The organism is Aureispira sp. CCB-E (genome assembly GCF_031326345.1).
Lineage (GTDB): Bacteria > Bacteroidota > Bacteroidia > Chitinophagales > Saprospiraceae > Aureispira.
The window spans coordinates 150,337-174,110 of the sequence record NZ_CP133671.1 but is presented as its reverse complement, the minus strand read 5'-3'; the positions used below and the strand labels follow the sequence as shown (position 1 = coordinate 174,110).

Genomic DNA, 23,774 nt, shown 5'->3' with positions numbered 1-23,774 from the left:
CTTAAACTGTAAAGTCAACGTGAGTTATGATCTAAATAAGAGAGAAAACCAAACATCCTTCTTTTGTTTATAGGAATTGTAAATTTTAATTTTTTTTCTTATCTTCGTATAAATAAATCGAAGAATATTTTGTCCTTTTTGGAGAAAGAGAGAGGTTTCGCGTCACTAGCGTTGCCTCTTTCTTTGCGTTTAGGATAAACTATTAAACTAATATTGGGTTTATAGTTTAGTCTTGATGGTGAAAATCTCTTGACCAATGGACCAATATTACCAAAAATCAACTAACAAAATAATGCAGAAACAATATGGTATAGGTACTGTATTGAATCAAGCAAGAAAATCATTAAATAATATAATTATGGCAGATGTAGTAGAAAATAAGACCACAGAAGTCTTAAAAGGAAGTGAGTTTATTATCAAAGACTCTTTACCTCAAGATACTTTTACCCCCGAAGATACGAATGAAGAACAGGATATGATTCGTGCAATGGTAAAGGACTTTGTTAATACAGAGATCGAACCCAATTACCAAGCACTAGAAAAGCAAGAAGAAGGTCTAGCAAAAGCGAAGTTAGCTGTTGCTGGAGAACTAGGATTGTTGGGACCTCATATCCCAGAAGAATACGGTGGAATGCCTATGGATACCAATACCAACACCATTATAGCAGAAGAGATTGGCTATGCAGGATGTTTCTCTGTTGCTGTTTCTGCTCATACTGGTATTGGAATGCTTCCTATCTTTTATTATGGATCGGAAGAACAAAAGAAAAAATATTTGCCAGGATTGTGTTCCGGAGAATTGGTTGCTTCTTACTGTTTAACTGAACCAGGCTCAGGATCAGATGCTTTGGCAGCAAAAACAAAGGCAATGCCAACAGAAGACGGGGAACACTACCTTATTTCTGGTCAAAAAATGTGGATCACGAATTCAGGATTTGCAGATGTCTTTATCGTTTTTGCTCAAGTAGACGGAGATAAATTTACAGGTTTCTTAGTAGAAGCAGGTGTAGAAGGAGTAAGCCTTGGTGCAGAAGAGGACAAATTGGGTATCAAAGGATCTTCAACTCGTCAAGTATTTTTTGAAAATGTAAAAGTACACAAATCAGCAGTTTTAGGCGAAATCGGAAAAGGGCACTTAATTGCATTTAATGTATTGAACATTGGTCGCTTTAAGTTAGGTGTAATGGCTTTGGGAGCTGCTAAACGCAATGTACGCGCTGGTATTGCTTATTCTAATGAGCGTCACCAATTCAAACAACCTATTTCTAGTTTTGGTGCTATTCAATATAAACTGGCAGAGCAAGCAGTTCAAATTTATGCTGTAGAATCGGCTTTGTATCGTACGTCAATGTTGTTGCAACAAAAAGCAGAAGCATTGTATGATAATGGCAAAGGAATGTCTTATGCAGAAGCGAAGTTGCAAGCAGCTGAAGAATATGCTGTAGAGTGCGCTATGTTAAAAGTATTGGGATCAGAAATGTTGGACTATGTTGTCGATGAAACGGTTCAAATCCATGGAGGATATGGTTTCTCTGAAGAGTATGAAGCAGCACGTCATTATCGCGATGCTCGTATCAATCGTATCTTTGAAGGTACCAACGAAATCAACCGCTTATTGACTTTGGCAATGACCTTAAAGCGTGCGATGAAAGGACACATCGACTTGGTTGGTCCAGCATGGGCGGTACAAAAAGAATTGACATCTATGCCTAGTGCTTCTAAAACAGAAGGTGCATTTGGAGTGGAAATTGACACGGTCAAGAATATGAAAAAAATTCTATTGATTGTGGCTGGTGGTGCTGCCAAAGCTCAAATGGATGGTAATTTGGATTTGAAAATGGAACAACAAATTACGATGAATATTGCTGATGTAATGATGGATGTCTTTACAGCAGAATCTTTGTTGTTGAGAGTTCAAAAATTAGCTATGAAAGGGGGCGATGTGACCAATCCAACACATATCTTAGAGGTGTTCTTGTTTGATGCAATTGATCGAATTGCTAAAAATGCAAAAGACGCTCTCTGCTCATTTGCAGAAGGCGAACCATTGCGTATGATGTTGATGGGAATCAAGCGTTATGCAAAATACAAAACAGTAAACGTTAGAGATGCTCGTAGAGCAATCGCTAAACCAATTATTGAGTCTAACGAATATTGTTACTAAAAATATGTAGATTCTACTTCTTGTTTGAAGTAAGACAGATAGCAATTTATTGCAAAGCCTATGGTATTCATTTACTGTAGGCTTTTTTTTTGAAAAAATTAAGCCTGTCTTTTTTGCGTAATCTGTAATTGTATAAAGTAGCCTGTTGTCTAAAAATAGAACGAAAAGCTGTCAGAAGATTTATTATGTGATAAGCATTAACGAAAATTATGAAAAAAGTGCTTTGAGAGTTGTACAAAATAGATTAATAAGAAGATCGTAATACTTTTTTGTATTGAAGTGAAACTATTATTTTGTTTTTTTAGTTAACTAAAACCTAAGGCGTTTTTTAAATGACGTTTTGTTTTTCTAGACTTACCCCAGACAAGCTATGTCTTTATTCGAAAAATCAACCACCAAAACCAAATTATGGAAGAGCCTGTCCTGGAGAAAAAAAATTCTTCAAAGCACCAGCGAAAAACCATTATAACCGATGACTTTTTATTAATTCGACTATTGATCTTAATAGCAGCTAGCTTTGCAATGTTAGGTTATGCGCACTTATTACCTACTTTGCTCAATGATTTGTTTTATAATTTAGAGGGATATGGAAAGTTGTTAGGGCGTTACTCATTTTTGTCCATGCTTTTTTTGCAAGTGGTATACATCTTTGGAGTTAAACCCGAAATATCGGGACGAGAAAAGGGACCCAAAGGCGATACTACTTATTTGTTTTGTTATATGTTGCTTACCTTATTGCCATTTGTCACAACCCTAATGTTTGGATTATTACAACCTTTTCTAATTTATCTAAATAGTTTTCTACCTACTTTAGTCGTCTTGTATCTGGTAACTATATTACCTGCTTTAATACTGTTAGAGTTGTTGGTTCGATGGCGTTTTAAAGCTTATTGCGAGAGAATTTACAACCGTTGGAAACGATAATGTATAGATAAAAATGCTTTATTCCAGTAGAAACAAAGCATTAATATTAAAAGAAATCAAGTAGGGAACAAGCTACAATCTAAAAAATAGTAACATGAGTTTCTGTGTCTGAACAGAATGTAATGACAATGTTAAAGGGACCAGAACTAGTGACACAAGCTGGATTCCAGCAAGTGTTTATCTGCCAACTCGCCGATCCCCCACCAAAAATACTAGCTCCAATTCTATAAGGACGATAAGGTCCTGTACAACCTGAGTCAGGGTCTGGAAATGTTAATGTTGTTGTTGTTCCGTCAGGAACTGGATCCGTTGTGTTGACGGATGCTCCAATACTAGGTGGACATACATTGGGAGATTCGCAGGTCAGTTGCGCTCCAACGGTAAGCGGGAAACCTGTTGAGTTCGTGACAACTAATGTCTGTCCATAAGAGAAACTCATTAGGAAAAAGAAAACACTGCATAAAAATAAGTTTTTCATAGTTGTATAAATTTAGGTGATGAATGAATTTAAATATTAGTATTACTCTAATATAAGTTATTAAATCTTTTTGTGAACAAAAAATCCATATTCGTCAAGAGAAAAGCAATATTGGTATCACATGAACTCATATTCGTCGTTTTGGCAATGCTATAATGTGTTTTATTTTAGCAGGAAGTGTTGTTATTTAAGAATATGATTCTAATTATTCCTAATAAATCATAGTATATTCGTATTAAAATTACAGGCATTTTAAGTTTTTACAATTGGGAATAGAAGCTGATTATACTAGACGAATTATACACATTGATATGGATGCATTTTATGCTTCCATAGAGCAGCGAGACCATCCAGAACTGAAAGGAAAAGCTATAGCTGTAGGAGGAGGAGGTTCTAGAGGAGTGGTGGCAACGGCTAGTTATGAGGCTCGTAAATATGGGGTGCACTCTGCAATGTCTAGCTTTAGAGCCAAGCAATTATGTCCTCAACTAATTTTTGTCCCTGCTCGATTTGATGTGTATCGGCAAGTTTCGCAACAGATTCGTACAATTTTTGAATCGTATACAGATTCGATAGAGCCTCTTTCGTTGGATGAGGCTTATTTGGATGTAACAACCAATAAAAAAAATATTGCCTTGGCAACAGATGTAGCCACTAGCATCATGCAAGACATTTGGGAAGCTACACAATTGACCTGTTCTGCGGGTGTTTCCTACTGTAAATTTATTGCTAAAATTGCTTCGGATTTAAAGAAACCCAATGGCATTACGGTTATTCGTCCTCATCAAGCTATTCCCTTTTTGGAGCAATTGCCCGTAAAAAAATTCCATGGAGTCGGAAAGGTAACGGCTGAAAAAATGCGTAGCCTTGGTCTTCAAACGGGAGGAGATCTTAAAAAATTGACCAAACTAGAGTTGGCGCAATATTTTGGTAAGGTCGGGCGATTTTATTATAACATTGTCCGAGGAATTGACAACCGACCAGTTAATTCCAATCGCATTCGAAAATCGTTGGCTGTAGAACGAACCTTTAGAGAAGATTTATCAACATTTGAAGATATTGTAATAGCCTTAGAGCCAATTATCTTACAGTTTTTTGAACGGCTGACCAAAGCCAATAATTTTGGTAGAACGATTACACTAAAGTTAAAAACAAGTGATTTTCAACTCATGACTCGCTCTTTGTCGAAGGAGTACTATATTACTTCTTTGGATGAAATTCGGAAGTTTGCCCACGAGTTATTACGAGATAACATAGATAGCTTTGAAAAAATAAGACTAATAGGTCTAACTGCATCTAATTTGCAAAAACAAGGAGATATTCCTGGTATAGGTTATCAACTTAAATTTGATTTTGATGATTTTTGATTGATGGTATAGTTTAGTAGCAGCGCAGCTAACTGTTGATAGTTAGTAGTTAGCTTTTGTGGTTTCAACCTAATCGTAACAGTAGGATAAAAAAAGCCAGCTTTCGCATGAAAACTGGCTAAGAGAAGCAAGTACTACTTTATAATTTAACAATTCGCTTAGTGACCTGTCCGTCTTGTGTTTTGACTTGTAGAAAATAGACCCCTGTTGGCATATTGGGAGCTAACTCGATTGAATGAACCCCTGTTGTTTGATTTTTTAAAATATCATGGTAGACCAATTGCCCTGTTGCCGATAGAATTGACAAATGAACATCTGTATCTTGGTTTAAATCTAGCGTTAATGTAATCTTTTCAGAAAAAGGATTAGGGGCAATGGTGCAAGTGCTAAGGCTACTAGGAAGTTGTTGGATGGCTGTTCCTGGAATTATTTGCACACAATAATCTTCAATTTCTCCTAAATCGGTTACCCCACAGACCAATGGAGGGTTGTTCCAGCGAATCCCAACACGCATTCGAGTAACACCCAACAAAGCAGTTGGAGGGACAATGATAGAACCGTAGATTGTAGACATATTAACAGGCATAACAGCACTATAAATTTCTTCTCCTGGATCCCAAAAATCACCATCTTGGTTTAAATCCAACCAAATTTTTACATGCTCTGTAAAGCTCTTACCTTGACTAATCGCTATGTTGTGAAAGTCTCCTTTGCCTAGGAAAATATCAATATTGCTATATAAAAAATAGCCATTATTATTGCCAGAAGCATAGGTGAAATTATCAACCCTAAAGGTATCTATCCAGTCATCGGTCGTATTGTTGCCATTGGCAGCACAGTAATTGATTGTACTGCAAGATGCACAGCCCAATGTTACAAAGTGGATGGTATCCGAATAATTGGTTCTAGCACCATTATTACAAATCGTTTGAATACGCAAATCATAATAACTACAGGCATTTAGACCAGATAACCAGTAGCTGTTGTTACTTGTACTAGGCAGTTGTTGCCATGTTGTGGTATTAATTTCTTTGTATTCAACTAGATAACTATTGGCAGCTAGCACACTAGACCACTCCACATATACCGAATCAGGACTAACTGAAGTATGGGTGATATTTCTAGGAGCTTCACAGCAACCATCGGTTTTGAAGCTAAAAAAGTTTTTTTCACCTGTTGAGCCATTACAAAAAGAGACAATCTCTACATCGTAATTGGTACAGGCTGTGAGATTGTTCAATGTAAAATTGGATTGCCCTACAGGAATAAGGTTGTACGAAGACCATGCCCCACCTTGTGCTTTGTAGCGATATTGAGCTTGATTAACGGTAGGAGTAAAGGTGAAATTGATTTGGGCTTGTGTATCAATAACAGCACTAGAGTGAATGGCGTAAACAGAGAAACAGGTATTGGTAGGACAGTCATTCACACATAAGTTTAAACTATTATTTAAGTTTAAGTAGCCTTCCGAAACACTGCGTCCTGCCAAATCTGTAATGGGGACTACTCCGTTCATCAAGTATGTTTTCATTTTGAGTGCCGCACTGTCTGGATGCGCTAAAGAGTAAGACATAAAATTACTACAAGCTCCAGCATACATCAATGCAACAGCTCCTGCTACATGAGGACAGGCAGCGGAAGTTCCCCCAAAGGTGCCAAAACCAGATGGCGCCTTGGTGGTGTAGACACCAGCACCAAAAGCACCTAAATCGATACTAATATTGCCATATGCCGCACCAAAGTCTTTTTGACCTAATTTATTAATATTGGTAACTGCTACTAAATAATCGCTAGGGCAAGCTGTTGGAAGATCACCAACCACTTCTATATCTACATTAGCATTGGCGGTAGAAGCAATGTTTAGTATTCCATAGGAGCCTAAGGTATCAAAAAACGAACACCAAAGCGGAGCATTGGCGGGTTGTCCATTATCTAAACCCCAAGAAGCATTGGTAGCAACTACATAAGCTCCACGCGCTCCATTGGTTTGATTATAAATTTTTCGTTGTGTGAGTACATATCCATAAGAAGACAGAACATGGGCTTCATTGGTGTTAAAATCATTTTTTATAATCATCATTTTTACATTCCAATTTACCCCAGCAACTCCATTGTTATTATCACCTTTTGCACCAATAATGCCTGCTACTGATGTTCCATGTGAACCTCCAGCAATTAAATCTGTATTGCTAGTGGGGTTCCAACCTTTGTAGTCGTCTTTATAGCCATTTCCGTCATCATCTACATTGTTATTAGGGATTTCAGCATGGTTGACCCAGATATTGTTGCCAAAATCGGTTTGAGATGGACTTATTCCATTGTCTAAAATGGCGACAACAATGGTATCGTTGTTCGCTGTCAGTCCTCCTGTGGTAATATCCCAAGCTAATTCAGCATCTAAGTCAACACCTGCTGTGCCTCCACCTGCTCCAGTATTGATGTATTGCCATTGATTGTTAAATAAAGGATCATTAGGAGTCGTTGCCATTGGGCTAGGCGATCGAAGGTTTACTTTGTGGTTGTACTGAGCAACCTGTACCATAGACAAGTCTTGCAAAATATGTAAAAGTTTTTCTTGCAAATTGGGTTGGTTGTGCTCTAATAGCCAAATGTCCATGTTAGGAATGAGTTGTTGTGGCTTTTGCCACTCTATAGAACGGTTGTAATCAACTAATCGAGCCATTAGTTCTTTGATATTATGCTGAGCCTTGATCTGAATCAAAAACTGATTGGGAACATACTGTTCGTTTTGGGCAAGACTGAAGGTGCTAAGAAAAATGCTGATTGTGATCGAAAAAATAATCCCTTTCATACTGTTTTATTATGTCTGTGATGTGGGGAGCGATTAAGTTATTTTTGAATGAATATTAAATTAAAGGGGATTTTAGAGTGTTGATATTGTAAGGTTACAAAGTTACTTGATTTTTACATCTAAAAAATAGAGGGCTAAGGTATACTCGTTTGGGAGTGTGGTTGTGTCTAATTATTCATTATTAAGAGGACAAAAAAATAAAGATATGGCTAAAAAATAACAATGTCCATTGTTAATACCGAATAAAAAACTTTGCCCCCTACCTTTGAGTTGCAATTTTTTGCCTATTTAAAGTTTTTTGTTCAAAACAATCCCTTAGTAGATTGTAAATCTACTTTTAGAAATAAAGTAATGACTACCAATTATTAAATATAGTATTATAACGATACAAGAAGTTGAATTATACACAAGAATAGTAAAAAACAAAACCTACAAGTTTTTAGGTTTGTAGGTTTTGTTTAGCAATAACAGAGGTGAACTCTGTGCCCAATTTATTTCTAATAAGATTCGCTTTGGTTTTATTCTTTCACTTTTTCAGTTCCATAGGTAATGTTAAGATCGGCTAAAATAGATTCTAGTAGCTCGTCATCCTTGGGATCATATCCTGTTTTTAGATTATAACCATACCATCTACCTAATGTTTGCCATTGCATGGCTTTCCAACGACCTTCTAATTGAACAACAACATCAAAGAAAGGTTTTTTTAATTCCCGCTCAACCATTTTGATAAGAATATACCCTTGCGATTTGGTTAACTTTTTTAGCTCTTCGGTATATTGCGGTTTTAATTCTTTTTCTTTCTTGCGACCATATTTTCGTTTTTTACCTTTTTTCATGTCTTTAGTAGCTTCTTCTACTTCCCTATAAAGCCGAATGGCTTCAGCGGCATAGGGATATACTTTGGCAGCATATTTTCTCCATTGTTTGTAGCGTCTACGTTCTTCTCTGTTAGCAAAATTTCGTTTTTGAGTTACTTGTATGCCCTCCATATCTGCCACAGGAAGGGTATCGCCATCTATAATTAATATCTTGACAATATGACCATTGATGGTTGTAGTGCCGTAGTATTCTCCATGTCGAATTGCTGTCGAATTTCCTTGTGCGAATAAGTTGCCAACAGAATAGAGCAGGAGGGAGGTTATGATTATTTTGATTGTTGTCATATATATAATTGAATATTTAGAGTTAATAGACGACTATTGATCTGATACCATTAAGGTAGTCAATAACTATACTAAATTGTTAAAAAGTACCTTTGAAAAAGCTAAAATAACGCATTTTTAACAGGTGTTTTAAAAAGCTGTGCGATTTTTTTACTGTTTTTCAGTGGTTTATAAAATGAATTTCAAAAAAAAAGGAAAAAAAACTTCTTTTTTAAAAAAGCTCGTTGTACTTTTGCATTCGCTTTGAGCTATGTATATCTAGCTCATTTTAAAGAGACAATTTTTTAATAATTAAAAGAATATAATTGTGGATACATTGAGCTATAAAACTCAATCGGCTAAGAAGGAGACTGTTTCTCGTACTTGGTTGGTCATAGATGCAGAAGGACAGCCATTGGGCCGTATGGCATCTAAAATAGCTGCAGTTTTGCGTGGAAAGCACAAAGCTAGCTATACCCCGCATGTAGATTGTGGTGATTATGTGATTGTAATTAATGCTGAAAAAGTATTGCTTACAGGTAAAAAATTAACACAAAAAGTACACTATACGCATTCAGGGTACCCAGGTGGGCAAAAACAAAGAACACCTGCACAAATCTTAGCAAAATACCCAAATCGTTTGATCGAGATTGCTGTAAAAGGAATGTTGCCTAAAACAAAATTGGGGAATGCTATGTACAAAAAACTATTTGTTTACGAGGGGTCAGAGCATCCACACAACGCTCAAAAGCCGTCTAAACTAGAGCTAAAATAAAAGAAGTATCATTATGGAAATTATAAATGGACTAGGGAGAAGAAAAGCTGCTGTTGCTCGTGTTTACTTAAAGCAAGGTAGTGGTAATGTTGTTGTGAATGGCAAAGATTACAAAGAATACTTCCCTGTAGAACATGTTCAAGGAAAAATTTTGGAGCCATTGACATTGGTTGATGTCTTGAGTATTTATGATTTAAAAGTTAACGTTAGAGGTGGTGGTATCAAAGGACAAGCAGAAGCGGTTCGTTTGGGTATTGCTCGTGCATTGTGCAAAATCAACGAAGAATTTCGTGAGCCTCTTAAAGCTGCTAAGTTACTATCTCGTGATTCTCGCGTTGTTGAGCGTAAGAAATACGGTAAACCTAAAGCACGTAAAAGCTTTCAATTTAGCAAGCGTTAATTTTTTGTCTATCTATTTCAGGTTGGGCAACTTGTTGGCTTTTTTTCAAAAGCAATTCGACAAAAAGCCTTTCCTATATTTAACATTAACCTTAGACTTCTACAAATAGTCTAATCAAAGAATAATATAATATGCAAACTCCATCTCATAAAGAACTATTGGATGCAGGATGCCACTTTGGTCACATGAAAAGAAAGTGGAATCCAAAGATGAGTCCTTATATCTTCATGGAACGCAAAGGGATCCATGTTATCGACCTAAATCGTACGATCGAAGGTTTAGAAACAGCAGCAAAAGCGTTGCGCCAAATGGCTAAGTCTGGCAAAAAAATTATGTTTGTTGGTACTAAAAAGCAAGCTCGTGAAATTATCTCTGAAGCAGCACAAAGTGTAGGAATGCCTTACGTGACAGATCGTTGGTTGGGAGGAATGATGACAAACTTCTCTACGATTCGTCAGTCTATTCGCAAGATGCAAAAAATCCAAACCATGTTGAACGATGGTTCTTTGGATAATATTACTAAGAAAGAGCGTCTAACCATGACGCGCACTCATACTAAATTGGAGCGTGTTTTTGGTGGTATGGCTCAATTGAACCGTTTGCCAAATGCTTTGTTGATTTTGGATATCAATCACGAACACTTGGCTGTAGCTGAAGCTACTCGTTTGGGAATCAAAACAGTTGGTGTTGTAGATACAAACTCTGATCCAACTAAAGTAGATTTTGCAATTCCTGCTAACGATGATGCTTCTAAGTCTATCAAAATCATTACAGATTATTTGGTAGCTGCTATCAAAGAAGGCTTGGCTGAAAGAAGTCAAGGAAAAGACGAAAAAGCAAAAACAGAAGAAACATCTGCATAATTAATTGTAGATTGACTTGTAAAACGCTTTGACGTTAAACAATTTTCTAAATAATTTGATTTTACTTCATGGCTCTTTTGGTAATTTTACAAGTGTATGGATTGCCAAAAAATCCATGAAGTATTTATTTGATATATATTAAATCTTAATAAAATCATGGCTACTATTAAAATTACTGCCAAAGATGTAAAAGCCTTGCGTGACCAAACTGGTGCAGGGATGATGGATTGCAAAAAAGCACTTGTTGAAGCAAACGGTGATATGGAAGAAGCAATCGCATACCTTCGTAAAAAAGGTCAAAAAATGACTGAGAAGCGTGCTGATCGCGATGCTAAAGAAGGTGTTGTTGTTGCTGCTACTTCTGAGGATAACTCTAAAGGAATTATCGTTCGTATCGGTTGTGAAACTGATTTCGTTGCTAAAAACGATGATTTTGTTGCTTTTGCTAAATCTGTTGCTGACAAAGCATTGGCAGAATTTGTTGCTACAAAAGAAGATTTGTTGGCTGTAACTATGGATGGTCAAACAATTGCTGATAAATTAGTTGAAAGAACTGGTGTTATTGGTGAAAAAATTGAATTGGCTGCTTACGAAAGACTAGAAGCTACTCAAGTAGTTCCTTATATTCATATGGGACACAAAGCAGGTGTTATTGTTGGTTTCAACAAAGCAAACGATTCTCTAGAAGAAGCAGGAAGAAACGTAGCAATGCAAATTGCAGCAATGCATCCTATCGCTGTTGACAAAGATGGTGTTGATGCTTCTGTAGTTGAGAAAGAAATCGAAATTGGAAAAGAGCAAGCTCGCCAAGAGGGTAAACCAGAGGCAATGCTTGAAAAAATTGCTCAAGGTAAACTAGGGAAATTCTACAAAGAAAAAACCTTGTTGAACCAAGAATACGTAAAAGCTGAAAAGAAAGAGACTGTTAAACAATATATTCAGTCTATCGATAAAGAACTTACTGTTACTGATTTCAAACATGTAACTTTAGGTTAAGATTTATTTTAAGCGTTTCATTTTATATGAAACGCTTTTTTTTTAATAGTTTGTTGTATCAATAGTTAGCTGCGCTGCTACTACGTGGTCGTTGAAAAACTTTATTAGTTTACTTCGTGAGTGCTGCGCAGTTGATAATCAATAAGTTGTGAGTTTGCTGTGTTTTGTATTAAAATCTTGATTATCAGATTAATATAAATGTGCTTTTTTGTCTTTTGGGTAACTAAGCTTGCGATCTCATGAGCGTAGCGAACTACCACACAGTAGCAGCGCAGCTAATCAACGAACTACATTATATTCTATATAAAGTAAACCTGAAAATCAGCTTTTTTGATTCTTTTTGAAAAAGTATAGATTGATTAGAAACTATTAACGAATATTTTTTCGTGTTTTTTGTATCGCAGAATTTTCCTTGACAATCGAAACATGCTAATTGTCAAACAGGAAATCAAATCGTGCAAAACCAAAACACAAAACTGTTTTATCAAATAAAAAATTCATGGCTATCCGTTACAAAAGAGTTTTATTAAAATTGAGTGGAGAATCGCTTATGGGCGAGGACGAGTATGGAATCAATCCTGATATGTTACAGCATTATGCTGAAGAAATAACAAGTATCGTTAAACAAGGTGTTGAATTGGCCATTGTTATCGGTGGTGGTAATATTTTTAGAGGTTTACAAGCTTCTAAGTCCAATATTAGTCGCGTACAAGGAGATTATATGGGAATGTTAGCAACGGTTATCAATGGACTAGCTTTGCAGAGTGCTTTAGAGAAAAATGGTATTTTTACTCGATTAATGACGGCTATTGCAATGGATCAAATTGCAGAACCTTATATCCGTAGACGTGCTATTTCGCACTTGGAAAAAGGAAGGGTCATTATTTTCTCGGCAGGGACTGGAAATCCATATTTTACAACGGATTCTGCTGCTGCACTTAGAGCAAGTGAAATTAATGCGGATGTTATTTTAAAGGGAACCCGTGTGGATGGAGTCTATACTGCTGACCCAGAAAAAGATCCATTGGCTACCAAATATGATAACGTATCTTTTGCTGAAGTTATCAAGTCCAAGTTAAACATTATGGATATGACGGCGTTTACAATGTGTGCAGAGAACGATATGCCAATCATTGTATTCAATATTGGAAAGCCTAAGAACCTATCTAGAATTGTTCAAGGTGAATTAGTTGGAACATTGGTGGAATAATTACTTTTTTTGAATTTTATAATAATTCTTATTAGAATTCTTGTTTGTTTAACTAGAAAGTCTTAAAATACTGCGTTTATTAACTACAAGTCCTGTTCTTGGAGAACAACAAAAGCTTATAAATATTACAAAATTATGGAAGAAGACTTACAATTTTACATTGAGGCAACAGAAGACAGCATGAAAGATTCTATTGAACATTTCAAAAAAGAGGCTTCTAGGATTCGTTCAGGAAAAGCAACACCTGCTATGTTTGATGGTGTCAAAGTAGATTATTATGGTTCTCAAACGCCAATTGCACAAGTTGCTAATGTAAAAGCACAAGATGGTCGTACTTTAGTTATTGCTCCGTGGGAAAAAGGAATGTTGCAATCTATTGAGCAAGCTATTTTTCAAGCTAATATGGGCGTTACGCCTCAGAATGATGGCGAAATAATTCGAATTGTTTTACCGATGTTGACAGAGGAAAGACGAAAAGAATTGATTAAGCAAGCACATACCTTAGTTGAAAATGCAAAAGTTAGTATCCGTAATGCTAGACGTGATGCAATGAACGAAATTAAGAAAGCAGTCAAAGAAGGGTATCCTGAAGATGCAGGAAAAACGAAAGAAGCTGTTGTTCAAGCTCTAACGGATAGGTATAGCAATGTCGTAGATGAATTGATGAAAAGCAAAGAAAAAGATATTCTTACGATATAAGAATTGGAATAGAATAATAATAAAAAGTGCTTTGATCTTGTGTTCAAAGCACTTTTTGTTTGAAATTACCCATTTTGAGATAGATTTGCCTTATTTAGGGTCAATAGTGTCCAGCTAGCTGCTAAAGCATCAACCAAAGCAAATAGGAGAATGCTAATTTCTACTTGTTGTAATGCCCATAGTCCAACCATAAACGCAGCAGCTATATATCGAAGCATGGCTGTTGTTTTATAGAGAATATGGATTTTATGTTTGCTGATTAGATAATAATAGACACCCAAAAGCAAAGCCAATAGACCAACCAAACGCGCCGTCCAAAGTTCTTGACCATAGCTAATGTGAAACAAATCAAAAAGCAAATTAGGAATTAATATTAATCCCAATCCTGGAATAAAAATCATATATATTCCAAATACAAGGATACTAGTTTCGGTTGTTTTGAAATTCATAAGGAGTTGTTTTGCAAAGTCTAAAGATGTAAAAATAGACTTGTTTCAGTAAAGAAAAAACTATGGGGTTTCCCATTGCTACGCCTTTCATTCTAAAAAAAACTACAATGTTTGCCCTTGTTGTTGCTTAAACTTAGACAGAGACTTTTGGGTTTGTTCTTGTAGTTTTTTCTGAAAAAAGGCAGTTCCTCCTAGCAAAAAACCTTTGAAACCTAGTGCTTGTTTAGCCCAGTTCCGCAAATTAAAATCATCGGTATGTTTAATGATTTTTCCATCCTTGAATTCAAATTTTGCATCAATGATATTGTGGACGTTTCTTCCTGTTTGAGAAAACGTATACCACGCCTCCCAGTGAGCAGTGCCTTTGTTGTTGTCTGCTTGCACGTTAGAATACTCTATTTTTAAATCTCTAGCATTCTGACAAAGCATGGTCCACATGGCTTTGGCATCACTGCCTTTGAGTACCCCGAATGCAGGGTCACAAAATATAATATCATCGTGATAACAGGCAATCATTCCTTGAGCATCTGCCTTCTGAAATGCATCGTAAAATCTATGTATAATCGTTTGCATAATTGTGATAATTGGGGTGATAAAACGAAAAAAAATAGTAACAACACAGCTACGTATTAAACTAAGATAGTATTTATTTTACAAAACGTACTCGCAAACCTGCGGTTACTCGAATTGGATCTTGTGGTGCTTGTTCAAATACAGGAGTTGCTACTTGAGTCATGTTATAGTATCGTGCGTTTGTAAGGTTGCGAACTCTAACAAAAATATCTAAGGCAAACTTTTTTCGTTTACTTTCATAAAGTCTATAATTAGCAAATGCATTTAATAAAAAGAATGGTTGATTCCCAACGCCTAATTGATTGAAGCTAGATGTTCTAAAGAAGCCACGAGCGTGAATATTTAATCTCTTATACTTAAAGGTTAAGCCTGCTTTGACGGTATGTTGTGCCGAAAAAATAAGAGGCAAACTATCATTCACCCGACCATCGGAGAGAGAATAGCTTGCATAGACGTTAATTTTAGTCGTTTTTCTCTGGTCAAAATAATGTTGAAATAGAGCTTTAAAAGTACCTCCATAAGAATAAGCGGTCGATTTGTTAACAGATCGCTCAACAACATCAATGGGAATTCCAAGAAACTCTTCGCCAAAAGTTATTTCTAAATCAACCAAGTTAGTAATCGAATTATAATACCCACCTAAACTTAAGGATAATTGCTCGTTGGTATAACTGGTAGAAAACTCCGCACTTCTAATTTTTTCGGGTGCTAAGTCAGGATTGGGCAAATGCCAAAAATTACCTCTAAAGGCATTAAAATCACCATTTTGGTCATTCTCTATAGAAAAACTCCCAAAATGTTCAAATCTTTTCTCTGGAGAAGGTGCTAGGAATGCTTCTCCATAAAACAATTTAAAACGGAGGGTCTCCACTGGTTTTATAACAATTCCCAAGCGAGGGTTAATATCATAATATTGCTGTACATTATCACTATCTTTGAGCTTAGAGGCGCTATAATCAAAGCGAGCTCCTAGGGTTATCAACAAAAAATTATTGATGTTTCCCTGATATTGTAAAAATGTCCCTGCATAATGTTGGTCAAAGAAATAAAATTTAGAAGCAACAGCCTGATTGGTTCCATTTTTATCTTCCACATTGGTACCTATATAATAAAAATTTTGATCTGCTGCGGGTTGAAATGGGTTGTATTGAAAAGGCAAATCACTACTTTTGGGAAGTCCATAGGTGTATTGATAGGAAAGCCCCACAATCAAATTATGCCTCTTGTGCAGACTGATATTGATCGACTCATTTAATTTGATGTTGTGGTTAAAACCATATTTAAACCCTTTCTTATAACTGGTAAAGAAATTGATGAATTTAGAATTGTTGTTGATATTGTAATAATTCCAATTGAGGCTAGACAAAATAGAAACTTTACTATTAGGCTTCTTTTTCCAAAGATGTTTTACGTAAGCATTGGTTAAGGATATACTATACTGTGCTTCTGGAATATAAGGGGAAAAGCCAGGTTTGTTTCCCAAGGAGGAACTATGTGTTTGGGTATTGTGCATGGCACCTAATTCAAGCTGCTTTATATTTAGTTTTCCATGCGCAAAATAAGCCAAACGAGTAAGATCAAAAGGGGCAATATCAATTTGAGTTGTATCTGTCCTAGACAAGTTATTAAGGACATAACCATTGGTGCTATATTGATTGTTGTGCCATGCGAATTCTTGTGGATAAAGCTTACTCAAATTAGGTTCTTTGGAATAGTAAACCCCACCATTTAAGTTAAATGAAATATCTTTATTTCCAAATCCTGTAAAAAAGTTATTTTCAGTAGTATGGTACATACCATAACTGCCTTCTATTTCTGCCCGTTGTGTTTTATAACCATCTTTAGAAATAATATTAATTACGCCTGTAAAGGCATCGGCTCCGTATAATGCAGAAGCGGGACCTAGAATAATTTCTACTCGTTTGGCGTATCGAATGAGAAAGTTTTTATCAACAGTATGTTGAGTAGTTGCCATTGAGTTGATGCGCATTCCATCTAGCAAAATCAAAAAACGTTCTGATCCTTGAATACCTCTGACAGTGATGTGGTTGTAATAAACTCCTGTTGCCTTATCTTGAATTTCTACTTCGGGAATATCTTCTAAAATATCTGTTAACGAAGTATACCCTCGTTCTTCTATTTCTTGATTGGTTACAATATGAACAGAAGCAGGTGCATTTAATAAACTCTCTGAATTTTGAGAAGCTGTTGTAATTTTTGTATTTAAACGTTCCCTTACTGTCGTTTCGGCATCTTCGTTAAAGGGAGTAAGTTGGATTTGTATGCGGGCTGTTTGCCCTGTTTCAAAAGCGTATACTTGTGGCAAATAGTCTTCTGCATCAATAGATAGGCGATGTTTTCCTATAGGAATATCACGTAGAACAAATTTCCCTTCAGCATTGGTTGTCGCTGAAATAATGGGACTGTGATTCAGTAATTCGACTAAGGCATTTTCAATAGGAGCTTGTGTTTCTTGGTTGAGAACAGTTCCTGTTATGCTTTGTGCTTGAAGCCAATTATTAAAACAAAACAAACAGAAAATTACTGTAAGTAGTAAGGGACATTTCATAAGACGTGTGGGGAACAAAAGTTATAAAATAAATTAAATACTCAATAACTTTGGGAGAGAAAGGGATTATAAATATAACTTTTTTTCAATAAAAAACCAATAATAAATTGCTGAAGAACAGTTAAAAATAATGCTCTAGGAGATGTCTGCCTCAACTAATACTATTTTGTTTTTTATTTGTTGTTGATTGTTAGTTGATTATGGGTTTTGTTGCTTGATGTGTTTTTCTTTGGAAATTGTTGAATCTCAGATGGTATAAGCAATATAGGTAGTGATTCCAAGGTGTTTATAATCTGAAAATAGAAATACAGTATGCGTGCCTTAAAGTTTGATAAAAAATAAAAAGAGCAAAAACTTCTCAAATGGAAGTCCTTGCTCCACAAACTCAAATTTTATAAGCTACATTTCTTCTGCTTGCTGTTTTGCTAATCGCTTGACACGTTTTTCTTTGGCAATTTTTGAATCCCAAATAGTATAGCCTAAGTAGGTTGTTAATCCAGAATGCTTGAACCAAATGTCATCATTCCAATACCTAAAGGTTGTTAATCCAACTTGTAAACGGGTACCCAATCTAAATTGTTTCCAGTTGGCTTCTGCTCCTAAGATGGCATTTAGATTACCTCTGAATTTGTTATCGAAATCATCTAAAAAATAAATGCCAATATTTGTCAAGCGTACCCCTACTTCAAAGCCACTTTCTATTGTTAGATTCCAGTTTTTAGGCAAATCCAATCGAAGACCAGCGATAATAGGAAGGTTCAAATACATTTCAGCCCAAGGTTGCGTATCTCCAAAGAACTCACTAGTTCCCCAGATAGTTACTGAAAGACCAGTAGAGAGTCGAAGTTTTTTCCAGTCGTATTCATATTCAAAACTGAGGTAAGGTTTATGTAATATAGGTAGTTTAAATAAATCATTGAATATGGGACCTTTTCTTTTATCAGGACTTAAGAATACTTGAATTTTAGAAGCCGTCCATCCCCCATAAGCACTGATTTTGTGTTGTGCTTGACTACTTATTCCGAAACTTAAAAACAAAATGGTTAAAGACAGTATATTTATTTTCATAATGTTTTAGTTTGTATTATTTTAATAGTCGTTTTGGAATAAAGAATAAAAAGAGCAAAAACTTCTCAAATGGAAGTCCTTGCTCTACAAACTCAAATTTTATAAGCTATATTTCTTCTGCTTGCTGTTTTGCTAATCGCTTGGCACGTTTTTCTTTGGCAATTGTTGAATCCCAAATAGTATAGCCTAAGTAGGTTGTTAATCCAGAATGTTTGAACCAAATGTCATCGTTAAAATGTCTAAATGTAGTTAGCCCTATTTGTAATCGGGTACCTAACCTAAATTGCTTCCAATTAGCTTCAATCCCTAAGATCATATTAACATTCATTCTTATTTTAGCTTCAAAATCATCAAGATGATACACACCAAGAGGTGTCAATCGAATTCCTGTTTCAAAACCACTTTCTATTGTTAGATTCCAGCTTTTAGGCAAATCCAATAGAAAACCAGCAATAACAGGAAGATTCAAATACATCTCAGCCCACTGTAATGTACCTCCCCAAGTTGAACTAGTTCCCCAAATAGTAGTTGATAAACCAGTAGATAATCGAAGTTTTTTCCAATCTAATTCGTATTCAAAACTTAAATAAGGTCTATGAAGTATAGGGAATGCGAATAGTTCATCATTAAGAGGATTTTTTTGAGTATTAGAATAAACTTGAATTTTAGAAGCTGTCCATCCTGTATAAGCACTGATTTTGTGTTGTGCTTGACTGCTTATCCCGAAACTTAAAAACAAAATGGTTAAAGATAGTATATTTATTTTCATAATGTTTTAGTTTGTATTATTTTAATAGTCGTTTTGGAATAAAGAATAAAAAGAGCAAAAACTTCTCAAATGGAAGCCCTTGCTCCACAAACTCAAATTTTATAAGCTACATTTCTTCTGCTTGCTGTTTTGCTAATCGCTTGGCACGTTTTTCTTTGGCAATTGTTGAATCCCAAATAGTATAGCCTAAGTAGGTTGTTAATCCAGAATGTTTGAACCAAAGATCGTCATCCCAATATCTAAAAGTAGTTAGACCAACTTGTAAGCGCGTGCCTAGTCTAAATTGTTTCCAGTTGGCTTCTACTCCTAAGATGGCATTTAAATTGCCTCTGAATTTAGGGGTGAAATCATCTAAAAAATAAACGCCAACATTAAGTATCCGTATTCCTGCTTCAAAACCACTTTCTATTGTTAGATTCCAATTTTTCGGCAAATCCAACCGAATACCAGCTATAATAGGAAGGTTCAAATACATTTCGGCCCAAGGTTGCGTATCTCCAAAGAACTCACTAGTTCCCCAAATAGTAGTTGAAATTCCTGTTGATAATCTTAATTGTTTCCAGTCATATTCATATTCAAAACTAAGGTAAGGGCTATGTAATATTGGAAGGACAAATAAATCGTCATCTACTGTGTGTTTTTTCGCATCAGAACTATAAAAGGTCTGTATTTTAGAAGCTGTCCATCCCCCATAAGCACTGATCTTGTGCTGTGCCTTAAGATTTAATATCAAAAGATGCAGAATAAGGACGGTAAATAATATCTTTTTCATCATATAATATCTAAATTTATAAATCACTCCAGTCAAGATTGCATCCTTGCCAAGCCACTTTTATACGAATACTAGAAATCTGATCATTCATATGACCACATATACCAGCCCAAGGTCTATTTGTTAGAGAAGAAATACAAGACTCTGTGATGCCCATGCCTACATTGATAACCATTTTATGTCTACTACAACTATATTGTGCATAATGAGAATCTTTGTATAAAGCATAACAAACAGCTCTTGCGCCGTCTACATAGTTACAACAGTATGAAGAAATACAACCATCCCAATTATTTCCATTGGCTTGGAACTCCTTTGATAAGTCAGGGTTGGCTGTTGTTCTATAGCAGCCCCAAGCTCCATGTGTCCAAGTAACTGTATTTGGTGCTGTTTCTATGTCGAGCATATTGCCTTGCATATTATCGTGTACAAATACCTGCATTAAAGGACCAGATCGTTGATTTTTATGGGCTTCTTTTTTACCAATAAAGTCTTCTATTCGTTTGGGCAAGTCATTGGCAATTTTTAGTTCGGTATAGATGTCCTTAATATGTTGTAAAGCCTCGGTGTAAATGTTAGGATTGTTAAAGTCCAAATGTTCTCCATACTTGTTGAGTAATAAAGTTCTTAATTCATCAATTCGGTGTGTGAGTTTAAATTTTCGACCAATAAGGGGATAGCCATTTTTCTCGACATAGTCGTATGCCTCAAATTCAGAGTCAAATAAGAAATGATGATTGGAAGGGTGATAAGAAAATTCAAAGCTAGTTAGAGGTTTGCCTTTGGTGGCTAGTTCTAGAGCTTCTAAATTTTCATCTTCAACAAAGTTTCCTGTATTGCCTTCTAAGAAATGCAAGGGATAAGTTTTCCCTTTGTAATAATAAACCACATCAGCTGAACTGTTTCTTGCCTGTGGGACGTTGTTGGTTAGGTTAGTTGATTCTTGCTTAGAACAGGCAAGAGTAACTCCTAACACACAAAAAAGATACAAGATTTTTTTCATAGTTTATATAAATTAAGTGATTATGAATTTATACAAAGCTAATTGACCTGTTTAACCTATTCAAAAACAATAAGTTGTGAATTTCTCATTTTTGAATATTAAAGGCGATATTTTAGGATGTGTAATGTTTTGTTAATTAGTTTTTTGTAAGTTGGTGTTGTTGTAGGATTTTTCCCATAAAAAAAGCAAAAATCCTATCTGAATAGAATTTTTGCTCAGTAAGTCAATTAGTTATGAGGCTGTGTTGAATTAGAAATTTTTTAGAGTTGTACGAATTTCTTGTAAACTCCAATCAATTAATAATTTTCCGTCTCTAAATACCTCTTGCATGGCCCCTTTTTGCTCTTCTTCCCAACTGACTTGATCGACCAACGTATAGGTACCATTTTCTTTGATGACTTTGATGAGACCTTTTGCTGATTTTTTGGTTCCATCATCAGTGATAGGGTCCTTAAAAATTTCTCGTCCTACGCCATCTACTTCACCATAGGTCGCTTTCATCGCAAAACCAAAGGTATCTCTTGTATTGTATTGATAAGTAAAAGAACCAATTCCTAGCACGACATTGGTAGAAGCAAACCCTTTTTGTTTTAGACGCTCACAAATTTGAGTAGCACGTTCTAAAGTAATGCTATCACCATAAATAGCTCCAATATGCGGATCTAATTCTTTGTACCCTTTGGAATTAGTGGTTCCTCCAAATGTTTCCCACAGACTTTCAACAACTCCTTTACGCTCAATAGCCGTTTTACCATTTGGATTACCGCAGATAATATCAACAGGATCACCACTATCAGGACGAATAACGACTTTTCCATCTCTAGCCAAAATTTTAGCTTTTAAGGCAGGAAGATATTCTGTCAGCACCTTCCACAAATCCCAAGTATCTGATACAATAGATACAACTCCATTGGGATAAATCTCTGTCACTAGACGTTCAAATGTTTCTAATTCGCCAGAATTGGTTCCCATACACATGACAGAATGTTCTGTTGCAGCAACACTACCTCCCACCAATTCTTTGTCCGAATCGGCATTGTAGTAATGCTCCAAAAAATCAATAGTAGGAATGGTATCGGTACCCGTAAAGCTTAGTAAATGTCCTGCTGAAGACATCATTCCAGCTTCTAAACCCGCCATTCCACGCATAGAAAAGTCGTGTCCTTGCCAATCTACAAAACTAAGGTCACTGGCTGTTTCTTGTGCATACTTATCTAAAATTTGACGATATTTTTTTGCCAAAGTAGCAGAAGTACAAGGCATCCAAACCGTAGCAGATAGTAGTGTCTCAAAATAATTTGTCAACCAAAAAAACTCAGGTTTTGTATTGTACATGGTAAACATTGGCACACGGATAGGAACACTGACTCCTTCTGGCAATGCTTTTATAACCATGGGGATATAACCCAAGTCGTGTAAGGCTGCTATGTGCTCTGTTCCTACGGAGTTAGGTCCTAAATAGTTGTTGATTCTACGAGCATATTGTTGGATGATCTTGTCCTTAGGTTGGTCAAAAAAGTTGCGTTGAAAATCTTCTAAGATATATTTTTTGATAAAATATTGTAAACCAAAGAAAACAACTTGATCAATGCCTTTTATCCTACTTTTTCTAGGTGTCCAGTTGGAATAGACAAGCGATGTATTATCAGGGTATTGTCTTCTGTGGTCTACTTTATATCCGTCAGTATATAATAATGGATTCATTGTCTTCTATTTTATTGTTTTTAAATTTTTTTAATCTTGTTTAGGCATTTTTTTGCTATAGCAAGCCATTGTCTAAGTTTATTTGAACTAGTTGAGGATGGGCATCCATCGTACGAATAGAATTTGTAGTGAAAATAACATCATAATATTGAGCTAAGTCGCTCAGTCCCTTGCTGAAAATGCCATGACTAACTGCCAAATATAGTTTTCCTGCATTTTTATTTTTTAGTTCTGTCGCCAATCCCATAAACGTACCTCCACCATCACAAATATCATCGACAACAAGACAATCGGCACCCTCTAAATCATCAGAATAAACTTTAAAGCCCGATAGTTGACCAGTTTTTACATCCCTAGATTTAGACCCTTCTACAACGTCCATACCTCCTAAAGCAGCGGCAACTTTATAGATTTTTTTTAGTGCTCCTCCATCGGGAGAGACTAGTTTTACATTACCTGTTTGCGCAACGACTTGGCGTATAAAAGCATGATTGGTAACGGCATTGCAATTTTGGAGAAGAGCAATCGCTACTTCTGAATGGGCATCATAGATGGTGACTTGTTTTAAGGCTAGATTGTTGATCAATTCGGCATATACTTTAACAGATAAGGCTTCTCCTGTTACCATAACTCGATCTTGGCGGGCAGCAGGAAAATAAGGAATGATCAAATTGATTGCCTTGATTCCTGAGCGTTGAAGTGCATCTACTGCAATCAAAAGCAAGCCCATATCATTAAAAGAGTTGATACGATGGGTAATTGTCACCTCATCTACTAGCTTAAGGTCGCTTTGGATTTTGATGTGAGGTTCGCCGCCAGAAAAAGTAAAAGACTGAAACTGAATGCTATTTTCTTTTCCAAGGGGAGTGAATAAAGGATCTAAATTCAAATTCATTGTGTTCATTGATCGTTTTGATTTTAGCACGGTTGATGATGTTAATAGTTGGCTGTTGTGTTTAAGTTTTAGAAAGCTGCTTTTTATAAAGTTACAATAAAAAACAACTTTGTTTATATTTTAAACTAAGTATTTTCTATAA

21 protein-coding genes are annotated in these 23,774 nt (G+C 35.8%); 9 read left to right on the top strand and 12 right to left on the bottom strand.

All coding sequences use genetic code 11. The annotated features are described in order from the left end of the window. Positions 1-358 precede the first annotated feature (358 nt). Both QP953_RS00765 and QP953_RS00760 read left to right on the top strand, forming a co-directional pair. Positions 359-2,164: an acyl-CoA dehydrogenase family protein gene (locus tag QP953_RS00765; protein WP_052595755.1), complete on the top strand. Its 1,806-nt coding sequence runs from the start codon at positions 359-361 to the stop codon at positions 2,162-2,164. A gap of 408 nt (positions 2,165-2,572) precedes the next feature. Next, positions 2,573-3,088 carry a hypothetical protein gene (locus QP953_RS00760; RefSeq protein ID WP_309553655.1) on the top strand — a complete coding sequence of 172 codons (516 nt, stop codon included), beginning with the start codon at positions 2,573-2,575 and terminating at the stop codon, positions 3,086-3,088. Positions 3,089-3,167: 79 nt separating this feature from the next. Here the strand turns inward: QP953_RS00760 and QP953_RS00755 are convergent, their stop codons facing one another. Next, complete coding sequence (locus tag QP953_RS00755; RefSeq protein WP_156039722.1) at positions 3,168-3,566, bottom strand: hypothetical protein; 399 nt, start codon at positions 3,564-3,566, stop codon at positions 3,168-3,170. Positions 3,567-3,877: 311 nt separating this feature from the next. On the opposite strand from QP953_RS00755, the gene dinB reads away from it, so the two are divergent. Continuing rightward, positions 3,878-4,933 carry a DNA polymerase IV gene (gene dinB, locus QP953_RS00750; protein WP_052595674.1) on the top strand — a complete coding sequence of 352 codons (1,056 nt, stop codon included), beginning with the start codon at positions 3,878-3,880 and terminating at the stop codon, positions 4,931-4,933. Positions 4,934-5,072: 139 nt separating this feature from the next. Here the strand turns inward: dinB and QP953_RS00745 are convergent, their stop codons facing one another. Both QP953_RS00745 and QP953_RS00740 read right to left on the bottom strand, forming a co-directional pair. Further along, positions 5,073-7,745: a S8 family serine peptidase gene (locus QP953_RS00745; RefSeq protein ID WP_309553654.1), complete on the bottom strand. Its 2,673-nt coding sequence runs from the start codon at positions 7,743-7,745 to the stop codon at positions 5,073-5,075. A gap of 518 nt (positions 7,746-8,263) precedes the next feature. Beyond that, positions 8,264-8,908, bottom strand: a complete 645-nt coding sequence (locus tag QP953_RS00740; RefSeq protein ID WP_052595670.1) for a DUF4294 domain-containing protein — start codon at positions 8,906-8,908, stop codon at positions 8,264-8,266. A 307-nt stretch (positions 8,909-9,215) separates the two neighbouring features. Here QP953_RS00740 and rplM point away from each other — a divergent pair, with 307 nt between their 5' ends. From rplM to frr, 6 genes are all read left to right on the top strand, one after another. Then, a complete protein-coding gene (rplM, locus tag QP953_RS00735; protein ID WP_052595668.1) occupies positions 9,216-9,662 on the top strand; it encodes a 50S ribosomal protein L13 in 447 nt (148 codons plus the stop codon). Positions 9,663-9,675: 13 nt separating this feature from the next. Further along, a complete protein-coding gene (gene rpsI, locus QP953_RS00730; protein WP_052595666.1) occupies positions 9,676-10,062 on the top strand; it encodes a 30S ribosomal protein S9 in 387 nt (128 codons plus the stop codon). 131 nt (positions 10,063-10,193) lie between these two features. Further along, a complete protein-coding gene (gene rpsB / locus QP953_RS00725) occupies positions 10,194-10,925 on the top strand; it encodes a 30S ribosomal protein S2 (protein WP_052595664.1) in 732 nt (243 codons plus the stop codon). Positions 10,926-11,081: 156 nt separating this feature from the next. Then, complete coding sequence (gene tsf / locus QP953_RS00720; protein ID WP_052595662.1) at positions 11,082-11,921, top strand: translation elongation factor Ts; 840 nt, start codon at positions 11,082-11,084, stop codon at positions 11,919-11,921. Between the two features lie 499 nt (positions 11,922-12,420). Then, positions 12,421-13,131, top strand: coding sequence for a UMP kinase (pyrH, locus tag QP953_RS00715; protein ID WP_052595660.1), 711 nt, complete (start codon positions 12,421-12,423; stop codon positions 13,129-13,131). Positions 13,132-13,266: 135 nt separating this feature from the next. Continuing rightward, complete coding sequence (gene frr / locus QP953_RS00710; protein ID WP_309553653.1) at positions 13,267-13,830, top strand: ribosome recycling factor; 564 nt, start codon at positions 13,267-13,269, stop codon at positions 13,828-13,830. Between the two features lie 65 nt (positions 13,831-13,895). On the opposite strand, the gene QP953_RS00705 is transcribed toward frr, so the two are convergent. The 9 genes from QP953_RS00705 to prs form a co-directional block, all read right to left on the bottom strand. Continuing rightward, positions 13,896-14,279 carry a hypothetical protein gene (locus tag QP953_RS00705; RefSeq protein WP_052595656.1) on the bottom strand — a complete coding sequence of 128 codons (384 nt, stop codon included), beginning with the start codon at positions 14,277-14,279 and terminating at the stop codon, positions 13,896-13,898. A 102-nt stretch (positions 14,280-14,381) separates the two neighbouring features. After that, complete coding sequence (locus QP953_RS00700) at positions 14,382-14,852, bottom strand: nuclear transport factor 2 family protein (RefSeq protein ID WP_052595655.1); 471 nt, start codon at positions 14,850-14,852, stop codon at positions 14,382-14,384. Positions 14,853-14,925: 73 nt separating this feature from the next. Next, complete coding sequence (locus QP953_RS00695; protein WP_309553652.1) at positions 14,926-17,421, bottom strand: TonB-dependent receptor; 2,496 nt, start codon at positions 17,419-17,421, stop codon at positions 14,926-14,928. Between the two features lie 399 nt (positions 17,422-17,820). Further along, positions 17,821-18,489 (bottom strand): hypothetical protein, encoded by a 669-nt coding sequence (locus QP953_RS00690; protein ID WP_309553651.1) that lies wholly within the window; start codon positions 18,487-18,489, stop codon positions 17,821-17,823. A gap of 106 nt (positions 18,490-18,595) precedes the next feature. Continuing rightward, positions 18,596-19,258, bottom strand: a complete 663-nt coding sequence (locus QP953_RS00685; protein ID WP_309553650.1) for a hypothetical protein — start codon at positions 19,256-19,258, stop codon at positions 18,596-18,598. 106 nt (positions 19,259-19,364) lie between these two features. Next, positions 19,365-20,033: a hypothetical protein gene (locus tag QP953_RS00680; RefSeq protein WP_309553649.1), complete on the bottom strand. Its 669-nt coding sequence runs from the start codon at positions 20,031-20,033 to the stop codon at positions 19,365-19,367. A 13-nt stretch (positions 20,034-20,046) separates the two neighbouring features. Further along, positions 20,047-21,033, bottom strand: coding sequence for a hypothetical protein (locus QP953_RS00675; protein WP_309553648.1), 987 nt, complete (start codon positions 21,031-21,033; stop codon positions 20,047-20,049). A gap of 249 nt (positions 21,034-21,282) precedes the next feature. Beyond that, positions 21,283-22,737, bottom strand: a complete 1,455-nt coding sequence (locus QP953_RS00670; protein WP_309553647.1) for a nicotinate phosphoribosyltransferase — start codon at positions 22,735-22,737, stop codon at positions 21,283-21,285. A gap of 55 nt (positions 22,738-22,792) precedes the next feature. Next, complete coding sequence (gene prs / locus QP953_RS00665) at positions 22,793-23,632, bottom strand: ribose-phosphate diphosphokinase (RefSeq protein ID WP_408913524.1); 840 nt, start codon at positions 23,630-23,632, stop codon at positions 22,793-22,795. Positions 23,633-23,774: the final 142 nt, after the last annotated feature.